This window comes from Methyloceanibacter sp., assembly GCF_050999895.1.
GTDB lineage: Bacteria > Pseudomonadota > Alphaproteobacteria > Rhizobiales > Methyloligellaceae > Methyloceanibacter.
In genome coordinates this window covers 1-9,897 of the sequence record NZ_JBPCOU010000040.1, presented here as the reverse complement: position 1 = coordinate 9,897, position 9,897 = coordinate 1, and the positions used below count along the sequence as shown (strand labels likewise).

General features: G+C 63.5%; 8 protein-coding genes and 1 pseudogene. 1 reads left to right on the top strand and 8 read right to left on the bottom strand.

Features of this window, described 5'->3' with window-relative positions:
* Positions 1-665: 665 nt before the first annotated feature.
* The 8 genes from rpmG to ACR2J1_RS03895 all read right to left on the bottom strand — a co-directional run bounded on the left by rpmG (position 666) and on the right by ACR2J1_RS03895 (position 9,613).
* A complete protein-coding gene (gene rpmG, locus ACR2J1_RS03930) occupies positions 666-833 on the bottom strand; it encodes a 50S ribosomal protein L33 (protein WP_434018043.1) in 168 nt (55 codons plus the stop codon).
* A 74-nt stretch (positions 834-907) separates the two neighbouring features.
* On the bottom strand, positions 908-1,306 hold the full coding sequence (locus ACR2J1_RS03925; protein WP_434018045.1) for a DUF983 domain-containing protein: 399 nt from the start codon (positions 1,304-1,306) through the stop codon (positions 908-910).
* Between the two features lie 126 nt (positions 1,307-1,432).
* Positions 1,433-3,706 (bottom strand): ribonuclease R, encoded by a 2,274-nt coding sequence (gene rnr / locus ACR2J1_RS03920; protein ID WP_434018042.1) that lies wholly within the window; start codon positions 3,704-3,706, stop codon positions 1,433-1,435.
* Positions 3,707-3,716: 10 nt separating this feature from the next.
* The gene (topA, locus tag ACR2J1_RS03915; protein ID WP_434018041.1) at positions 3,717-6,290 is read right to left on the bottom strand and encodes a type I DNA topoisomerase; all 2,574 of its coding nucleotides are present in this window, start codon (positions 6,288-6,290) and stop codon (positions 3,717-3,719) included.
* 126 nt (positions 6,291-6,416) lie between these two features.
* On the bottom strand, positions 6,417-6,632 hold the full coding sequence (locus ACR2J1_RS03910) for a hypothetical protein (protein ID WP_434018044.1): 216 nt from the start codon (positions 6,630-6,632) through the stop codon (positions 6,417-6,419).
* A 42-nt stretch (positions 6,633-6,674) separates the two neighbouring features.
* On the bottom strand, positions 6,675-7,295 hold the full coding sequence (gene plsY, locus ACR2J1_RS03905; protein WP_434018040.1) for a glycerol-3-phosphate 1-O-acyltransferase PlsY: 621 nt from the start codon (positions 7,293-7,295) through the stop codon (positions 6,675-6,677).
* Positions 7,296-7,313: 18 nt separating this feature from the next.
* Positions 7,314-8,657, bottom strand: coding sequence for a dihydroorotase (locus tag ACR2J1_RS03900; RefSeq protein WP_434018039.1), 1,344 nt, complete (start codon positions 8,655-8,657; stop codon positions 7,314-7,316).
* Entirely contained in the window at positions 8,654-9,613 is a 960-nt protein-coding gene (locus ACR2J1_RS03895; RefSeq protein WP_434018038.1) for an aspartate carbamoyltransferase catalytic subunit, read from the bottom strand. Before ACR2J1_RS03895 ends, ACR2J1_RS03900 begins: the two co-directional genes overlap by 4 nt.
* A 94-nt stretch (positions 9,614-9,707) precedes the next feature.
* On the opposite strand from ACR2J1_RS03895, the pseudogene ACR2J1_RS03890 reads away from it, so the two are divergent.
* A pseudogene (locus tag ACR2J1_RS03890) lies at positions 9,708-9,897 on the top strand (DNA alkylation response protein); the annotation flags it as partial.

Here is a 9,897-nt window from a genome sequence, read left to right as displayed (position 1 = left end):
CACCGTTTCACGCCGGCGAGCGCATCGGGACGCTGCAGGTTACGGCAAGCGTAGGGGTTGCTGCGCTGGAATTCCCGGACGATACCCCTGAGCTCATTCTGAAGCGGGCAGGACCAGGCGCTCTATTGCGCAAAGCGCGATGGCCGCAACCGCGTCGTGGCAGATGCCGCGTAGTGGGTCTGCGGACAGCTTTTCCCGAATCACCGTATAACGATGGACCGCCCTGCGTGCGCGGAGCTCGACCTTGAGGCAGCAGTTGAACGCTTCTCCTTAAGGCTTTACACTGCCTCATCTTTTGGCGTATTAAGCATTTGAAGAAATTTGTTTCCGCTTAATTGCGGGCTCGTCTATGCTCCATCCGGTGCCGACGAGTTGGCACAATGTACAAGGCTGGGGGGCGCCAGCGCGAGAGGCCTAAGCGCGCCCCACATTACGGTCAGTTTCGGATAACCCTGCGGAATGCTCAGGTCCGCCGCATCTCCTGGGTCCGTGGGGTTCGGCCGGCCGGAGCGCGGCTGAGTGGCCTCCTCGTAAGCGTCGCGTTTCGGCCGGCCACCTAATCAACGACACTTCGTCGTTGGTTTAGGTCAGATAGAATATCTCGGAGCTGCCGCTTCAGCCTTTGGCTGCGGGCCGGAAACCCAAGAACCCCAAAGACTCCCCAACTACTTGATTTTGGATTCCTTGAACTCGACGTGCTTGCGCACGACCGGGTCGTATTTCTTGAACATCAGCTTCTCGGTCTGATTGCGCGGGTTCTTCTTGGTCACGTAGTAATAACCCGTGCCGGCGGTGCTCACGAGCTTGATCTTCTGGGTGACGGGTTTGGCCATATCGTCCTCGGGCAGGCTAACTGAAGAGGGCGAAACCTACTCTGTAGAAACGGGAAGTCAAGCCGTGGAGGCTGTTAGCCTCGGGCCCGGCTGTCCTCGGGAAGGGGCTCGAAGGCGTCGATCGTCTCCTCCTCGGCATTGGGGTCGTAGCCATGCATGAGGAGAGCCCATTGCAGGCCCACCAGGGCGCCCTTCACGGGCGGCAGGAAGAGGACGGCGAGGATGATCGTCAAGGGCAGCCAGAGCAGGCCATGCACCCACAAAGCCGGGCGGTAAGCCATCTCCACGAAGAGGACGAGGCCCACCACGATATGGCCGACAATGAAGATGGTGAAATAAGGGGGCGCGTCGTCGGCTCGGTGATGATGCAGCGCCTCCCCGCAGCGCGGACAGTCGTCGACGACCTTCAGATAACGCGCAAACATCGAACCGCCGCCACAGGCAGGGCAGCGCAGCAGCGCGCCTCGTAGCATTGAACGCAGCAAGGGGCGTTCGCCGGTGGCGCGTCCATCGCGCTGCGGAAGGTTCACGTTCGCGGGCTCAACAGTCTTTTGCATACCGTCATACCTTTGCAGTTGCAGGCGTTTACTTAGGCACCTTTAGCGGCGTTTGCGAGTGCGACTTTGTCGCTGAACGGGGCGGCCGGTTTTGCTCGCCGGCCGCCGCTTGGGCTTGCCGCCGATGAGGCGGCCTTCGCTCAGCATCTCGAAGCGGAGGGCGCCTGCGGTCGGGATCGCCTCGACGAGCTTTACCTCCACGGAATCGCCGAGCTGAAAGGCGGCACCAGTGTCCTCGCCGACGAGAGCTTGGCGCGCTTCGTCATGGACGAAATATTCATGCCCGATCGACGACGCCGGAACAAAACCATCGGCGCCGGTTTCAGCGAGCCGCACGAATAGGCCTGACCGCACGAGACCCGACACCCGCGCCTGGAAGCGCACGCCAATGCGATCGGCGAGATAGGCTGCGATCAGCCGGTCGGCGGTCTCGCGCTCCGCCAGCATGGCGCGCCGCTCCGTGCCGGAGATGGCTTGCGCGATCGGTTCGAGTTCGGCGATCTCGACGTCGCTCAAGCCATCGGGACCAAGGTCGAGCGCCCTTATCAGCGCGCGATGCACGATCAGATCGGCGTAACGGCGAATGGGCGAGGTGAAATGCGCGTAGCGCCTGAGGTTGAGGCCGAAATGGCCGAAATTGCCCGGCGCATATTCCGCCTGGGACTGGCTCCGGAGCACCACCTCGGAAACAAGGTCGGCGGTCTCTGACCCGCGGGTCTGCGCGAGGATGCGATTGAAATGCGACGGCTTCAACGTGCCTGCTTTCGGGAAGGACAGTCCGATCGTCCCGAGAAATTCCGCGAAGGAGGCGAGCTTCTCCTTCGACGGTGCATCGTGGACACGGTAGATCAGCGGCGTGCGCTTGGCTTCGAGCGTCTCGGCCGCCGCGATATTGGCGGCGATCATGAACTCCTCGATCAAGCGGTGCGCGTCGAGGCGGGGAGGGGTAATGACGTCGCGCACCTTGCCCTTCTCATCGAGCAGAATCTTGCGCTCCGGGAGATCGAGATCGAGCGGGGCGCGCTCGGTCCGCGCCAGCACGAGGCTCGCATAGGCGCCCCAAAGCGGCCGCAGCACCGTTTTGAGCAGAGGTTCGGTGACGGCGTCCAGGCGTCCGTCAATCGCGGATTGCGCCTGCTGATAGGCGAGGCTCGCGGCCGAGCGCATCAGGGCGCGCAAAAAACGATGGCTTTTCTTCCGCCCATCCTTGTCGAACACCATGCGCACGGCGAGGCAGGGCCGTGTCTCGTCTTCTTTCAGGGAACAGAGGTCGTTGGAAATGCGCTCGGGCAGCATGGGCACGACGCGGTCTGGAAAGTAGACTGAGTTGCCGCGCTTGCGCGCTTCTCTGTCGAGGGCACTTCCGGGTTTCACGTAGGACGCCACATCGGCGATCGCGACCATGACGACCCAGCCCCCGCGGTTGGCGGGATCGGGATCGGGCTCGGCCCAGACGGCGTCATCGTGGTCGCGGGCGTCGGCGGGATCGATGGTGACGAAGGGAAGGTGGCGCAGATCTTCGCGGCGCTTCGCGTCGGGCTCAGCAGCAGCTTCCGCCTCGGCGAGCGCGGCGTCGGAAAACACTTCGGGAATGCCGTGGGTGTGGATCGCAATGAGGCTCGTCGCGCGTTCGGCTTCGGGGCTGCCCAGCCGGTCTGTGACGCGAGCGCTCTGCGCGCCGAAGCGTGATGCACGCGCGATCTCGAAGCGGACGAGTTCGCCGTTTTCGGCGTCGCCCGTTTGACCGCGCGGAACGCTCCATTCGCGCAACTGCTTGCGATCGATTGGATCGATGACGCCGCCGCCACCCTGTAGCTTGCGAAAGATTCCGAGCAGGCCTTGCGTCGCTCGTGCCAGCCGCTTGATCACGCGCGCCTGATAGGGATAGTCGGCGTTGCCGCCGCGCTCAGCAACGCGCGCAAGCACACGGTCTCCGATGCCTGCCGCTAGTCCTGTATTGCTCTTCTCCTTGATGACGAGAATGCGCGGGACCGGTCCTTGCTTCTCCTCCCAGTTGGCAGGACGAGCAATGAACTCGCCGTCGCGGTCGCGCTCGACGATATCGATCACCGCTACTTGCGGCACGACATCCGGTCGCGCGAGCTCCCGCCGCGAGCCCGCAATTAGGCCGTCATCGGCCATGCTGCGGAGGAGTTCCTTCAGCGCGACGCGGTCGTTGCCCTTGATGTTGAAGGCGCGCGCAATCTCACGCTTGCCGGGCTTCGCCGTCGACGCTTTGAGAAAATCGAGAATGTCTTGCTTCGAGGGAAGTTTGCCTGCCGTCTTGCTGCGTGCAGGCGCCCGAGATTTCGTCACAGCCCCCCGCTTAACCCGCCGTTTCTTCGATGGTGTCTTTGCTTTGCTTGCGCTTCTTCCGTACCGACTTTTTCGGAGTGTCTCCACCCTTGGCGGCGATGAGGGCGACGGCTTCCTCGACCGTCAACTTTTCCGGTTCGTGGTCCTTGGGGACCGTCGCGTTGATTTTGCCATGCTTCACATACGGCCCGTAGCGGCCCGTTAGCACCTGAATCTGGCCGCCAAGCTCGGGATGGTCTCCGAGTTCCTTGATGACATTGGCGCTGCGGCGGCCGCGGCTCGCGGCTTTCTCGGCGAGCAGGCTCACCGCGCGATTGAGTCCTACCGAGAAAACCTCCTCGGGATCGGACAAGCTCGCATATTTACCGTCATGCTGAACGAACGGCCCGAAGCGGCCGAAGCCCGCAGTGATGGGCTTGCCGCCCTCGGGATGCGCGCCGACCTCGCGTGGAAGCGACAGGAGCGCAAGCGCGCGCTCCAGATCGATCGATTCAAGATCCCAGCTCTTGGGGATCGATCCGCGCTTCGGCTTCTCCTTGCCCTCGGCCTCGCCAAGCTGGACGTAGGGGCCGAAGCGGCCGCTGCGCAGGGTGACGTCAAGCCCACTTACGGGGTCGACGCCGAGCACCTTCGCCTCGCCGTTGAGGGAGCCCTTCTCCCCTGTATTGGCAAGCTGGCGGGTGAAGCGGCAGTCGGGATAGTTCGAGCAGCCGATAAAGGCCCCATAGCGTCCGACCTTGAGGCTGAGGCGGCCTTCGGCGCAGGAGGGGCAAGCCCTCGCGTCGCCGCCTTCGGCCGGCTCGGGGAAGATATGCGGCCCGAGCAGATCGTTCAGAGCGTCGAGCACCTGGGTGATGCGCAGATCGCCGATGTCGTCCACGGCCGCAATGAACTCGCGCCAGAAGTCCCGCAGCACATCCTTCCACGACAGCTGATCGGCGGAAATGAGGTCGAGCTTCTCCTCGAGGTCGGCGGTGAAATCGTATTCGACGTAGCGGCGGAAGAAGCTCTCGAGAAAGGCGGTCACGAGCCGGCCTTTGTCCTCAGGGTAGAGCCGCTTCTTGTCGATGCGCACATATTCGCGTTCGCGCAGCACGTTCAAGGTCGAGGCATAGGTTGAGGGCCGGCCGATGCCGAGCTCTTCCATCTTCTTGATGAGTGTCGCCTCGCTGTAGCGCGGCGGCGGCTCGGTAAAGTGCTGCTTGGCTTCGATCTGCTTTGCGTCGAGCTTTTCGCCCGTGGCGAGGGCTGGAAGACGCGCACCGTCCTCGCCTGCGATATCGTCGACGCCTTCCTCATAAAGCTTGAGGAAACCGTCGAAGCGAACGACCGAGCCGGTGGCCTTTAGCGCATAGGCGGCGCCGTCGCTGCCCTGCACATCGATGTCCACGGTGGTGCGCTCGATATCCGCGCTGGACGCCTGGCTCGCTAAGGTCCGCTGCCAGATCATCTTGTAGAGCTTCGCCGCGTCGGGCTCGAGATAGCGAGCGACTTTATCAGGCTCCTTGGTGAAATCGGTGGGCCGGATAGCCTCGTGCGCTTCCTGCGCGTTCTTCGCCTTGGTCTGATATTCCCGCGGCGAGGAGGGGACGTAGCGCGCACCGAACAGCTTCTCGACCTGCTTCCGCGCGGCCGTGATGGCCTCCGGCGCGATCTGCACGCCGTCGGTGCGCATATAGGTGATGAGGCCTTCGCTTTCGCCGCCGAGATCGACACCCTCATACAGTCTTTGCGCGAGCTGCATGGTCTGACGCGGCGAGAGACCGAGCTTGCGCGAGGCCTCTTGCTGCAATGTCGAGGTGGTGAAGGGCGGAGCCGGGTGACGGCGATGCTGCTTGCTCTCGATATTGCTGACCGTGGAGCGGCCATTTTCCAGAGCGGCCTTCAGACGTTCGGCTGCGTCGGTATCCGGAATATCGAATTTCTCGAGCTTCTTGCCGGCGACGGCCGCAAGGCGTGCCTGGAAGGTCTCGCCCTTGGCGGTCGCGAGATGGGCTATGATCGACCAATATTCCTGCGTCTTGAAGCGCTCGATATCGAGCTCGCGGTCGCAGACGAGCCGGAGCGCAACCGACTGCACGCGGCCGGCGGAACGGGCGCCCGGCAATTTCCGCCAGAGCACGGGGGAAAGGGTGAAGCCCACCAGATAGTCGAGTGCGCGGCGGGCGAGATAGGCATTGACCAAGGGACCGTCGATCTCGCGGGGGTGCCGCATCGCCTCCAGCACGGCCTCTTTTGTGACCGCATTAAAGACCACCCGCTCGACGGCGACTTGGTCCAGCGCCTTCTTGCGAACGAGCACCTGGAGGACGTGCCAGGAGATGGCCTCCCCCTCGCGATCGGGGTCGGTTGCGAGGATCAGCTTGTCGGCGCCTTTGACCGCCTGGGCGATTTCGTTGAGGCGCTTGGCCGACTTGGGATCCACGTCCCAGTGCATCTCGAAGTCTTTGTCGGGCTCGACCGACCCATTTTTCGAGGGCAGGTCGCGCACATGCCCATAGGAGGCGATGACCTTGTAGCCGGGCCCGAGATACTTGTTGACGGTCTTTGCCTTGGCAGGCGATTCGACGATGACGATGTTCATGAGACTTCCTAGCCGCGCAAATTGCGTCAGGCTCAGGGCTTAAGGGCCGGGACGGTCCCTACTAACTGCGGAAAATGGTGTTTCCATCGCCCGGTGTCAAATTCGGCCGCCGCCGGTTGACAACTTCTAGTCGCATCGAATAACAAACACAACTTGCAGTCTGTTAAGGTAAATCCGGCTGCTGGCGCGGCAGCTCTTGGAATAACGGAATTCTGCGGGCGACGTTGAAAGACGAAAGCACACTCTAAGGCAGATCGGCATGGCAGGTTCGGGTAACCCCCCAATAATAAACTCGGTGGCGGGTCCGATATTCTCGCTGCGAATGAGCCTGAGCCAACTCAGGCGCTGGCGTCATTGAGACGCACGCCGCGATCGCGCTTGCCCTCAGAGCTTGCTCTCGCCAATGCGGCCCTCCTCGCCTCGGAGGAAACGTCCGATGTTGGATGCGTGGCGAATGACAAGGAGCGCGGTGAAGAAGAGAGCGAGCGTCGCCATCTCCCAGTCGCCGCTTGCGGCGAGTATGATCGGGGGGACCGCGCTCGCGCCGAGCGCCGCCAGCGAGGAGTACCGCGTGACAAGGGCCATCAGGAGCCATGCCCCGCAAAAGGCGAGGGCGGCCGGCCAATAAAGCCCGAGCAAAACGCCGATATAGGTGGCGACGCCCTTGCCGCCGCGAAAGCCGAGCCACACCGGAAAGAGGTGACCGAGAAACGCGCCGAGCGCGCCGAGCATCGCGGTCTCCGGACCCCAATGCGCGCCGATCAGAACCGCGGCCGTGCCCTTTAACGCATCGAGCACAAGGGTGAGGGCGGCCAGTGCCTTGCTGCCGGAGCGCAAGACGTTCGTCGCGCCGATATTGCCGGAGCCGATGGCGCGAATGTCGCCGCGACCGGCAAGTTTGGTGAGGATGAGACCGAAAGGGATGGAGCCGAGCAGATAGCCGCAGGCGAAGACGAGACCATAAAGGAGGGCATTGCTGATATCGGCGGGGAAAGACACGGCCATCCCTCGGTTCTCGCGCCGTCAGGCGGCTTGCTGCTGATCAGCGTAGTTGTAGACTGTCCTCCCCGCAACGAGGGTCAGCAGCACGCGGCCCTCCAGGCGCGCGCCGTCGAAGGGCGTGTTCTTCGATTTCGAGCACAGGCGCTCCGGTTCCACGACCCAGGGCGCCGCCAGGTCGACAAGGACAAGGTCGGCCGGCGCGCCTTTGATGAGCTGTCCGCTGGCGAGGCCGAGAAGTTTGGCCGGGTTGGCGGTAAGCGCCTTGAGCAGCGTCGCTAGATCGACCTCGCCGTTGTGGTAGAGGCGGAGCGCGGCAGCTAGCAGAGTTTCAAGCCCAACGGCCCCATCGGCAGCTTCGGCGAAGGGGCGGCGCTTGCCTTCGGCGCCGCGCGGATCGTGGGCGGACACGATGACGTCGATGGTCCCACTCGCGACGCCTTCGACCATCGCGAGCCGGTCCTCCTCGGCGCGGAGCGGGGGCCGCATCTTAAAGAAGGTCCGATAGGAGCCGATGTCGTTCTCGTTCAAGGTCAGGTGATTGATGGAGACCGCAGCAGTGACCGGAAGGCCGCGCGCCTTTGCGGCGCCGATCAGCTCAAGCGATGCACGGCAGGAAATTTGGCCGGCGTGATAGCGCGCGCCGGTGAGCTCGACGAGGCGCAGATCGCGCTCGAGCATGATCGTTTCTGCCGCAGGCGTGATGCCGCGCAGGCCGAGCCGCGTCGCGATCTCGCCCTCGTTCATCACGCCGTCTTGGGCGAGATGCGGATCTTCGAGATGATGCACGATCAGCGCGTCGAAGTCCTTGGCGTAGGCCAGGACGTTGCGCATAACGCGGGCATTGGCGAGGCTCGTCTTGCCGTTGGTGAAGGCAATCGCGCCCGCCTCGCGCAAGAGTCCGATCTCCGCCATCTCCTCGCCGAGAAGACCCTTGGTCATCGCAGCCATCGGGTGCGCGTGGACCAAAGCCGTGTCTCGCGCGCGGCGCAGGATGAAGTCGACGAGCGCGACGTCATCGATCACGGGATCGGTGTTCGGCATGCAGACGATCGTGGTCACGCCACCTGCGGCGGCGGCGCGGCTGGCGCTGGCAAGCGTTTCGCGGTGCTCGTATCCTGGCTCGCCGGTCGAGACCATCATGTCGATGAGGCCCGGCGCCAACATCTTGCCGCCGCAGTCGATGATCTCCGCGTTGCCGCAGGAGTCTGCGCCGACATGAGACCCGAGATCGGCGATCTTGCCGTCGGCGATGAGGACGCCGCCGATCTGGTCGAGACCGGAAGCCGGGTCGAACAGGCGCGCATTGACCAATACCGTGCGTGCTTGGGTCGAGCGCTGGCCGGGACTGTGGGGCGTCATGGTCATCGGTTGTTTGGTAGGTTGCGCGCAAGGGCCTGGAGCACGGCCATGCGCACGGCGACGCCCAACTCCACCTGTTCGCGAATGACGCTCCTCGCGTCGTCGGCGACATTGGAGTCGATTTCCACGCCGCGGTTCATCGGGCCCGGATGCATGATCAGCGCGTCAGGCTTGGCGCAAGCGAGCTTGTCGTAGTCGAGGCCGAAGAAATGGAAATATTCCCGCTGGCTCGGCACCAGGCTCGACGACATGCGCTCGCGCTGGAGCCGCAGCATCATGACGATATCGGCATCCTGAAGGCCCTGGCGCATCGAGGTGTAGACTTCCACGCCGAGGCGTTCGATGCCGCGGCCGAGCAGGGTGGAGGGCGCGATGACGCGGACGCGGGCGCCGAGCGTATTGAGCAGGATGATGTTGGAGCGCGCAACGCGCGAATGCAGGATGTCGCCGCATATCGCCACGATGAGCCCGGCGAGGCGGCCTTTGCGTTGGCGGATGGTCAGGGCATCGAGTAGCGCCTGGGTGGGGTGCTCGTGGCTGCCATCGCCGGCGTTGATCACCGAACAATCGACCTTCTGCGCCAGGAGCTCGACCGCGCCGGCCGCATGGTGACGCACGACCAGAAGGTCGGGGCGCATCGCGTTCAAGGTGACGGCCGTGTCGATCAGGGTCTCGCCCTTCTGCACCGAGGAGGTCGAGACCGACATGTTCATAACGTCGGCGCCCAGCCGCTTGCCGGCCAGCTCGAAAGAGCTCTGGGTCCGGGTCGAGGCTTCGAAGAAGAGATTGATGAGGGTGCGACCGCGAAGATCGTCCCGTTTCTTCGCGATTCGGCGATTGAGGTCGGCGGCTTCTCCCGCAAGGTCGAGAAGTGCCGTGATCTCGTTCCGCGAAAGGCCTTGGATTCCCAGAAGGTGGCGGTGCGGAAAGGAGAGAGGGGGAGCTTCGGCCGCAATGCTCATTAAAGGGACTGTATAGGCCGGGACAGCTTTGACGGCAAGTTTAGGCTCAAAATAGCGTAAGCTTCCTCTAACCAGTCTTTGGCAGGCTGGAACGATGGCCGCTCCAACGATGCGCCACGACGACCAAATCCAGAACCAGAGCCCGCCCTTTAGCGACGTGAATCTCTTCACGTCCGATACTGCTTTGCAGGAAGCAGTGGTGCGGGAGGGCGCAGGCCATGCCGTGAACGGGCTTGAGGCTTTCGGCCGCATCGCCGGCAGCGCGTCCGCACAGGACCTTGGGC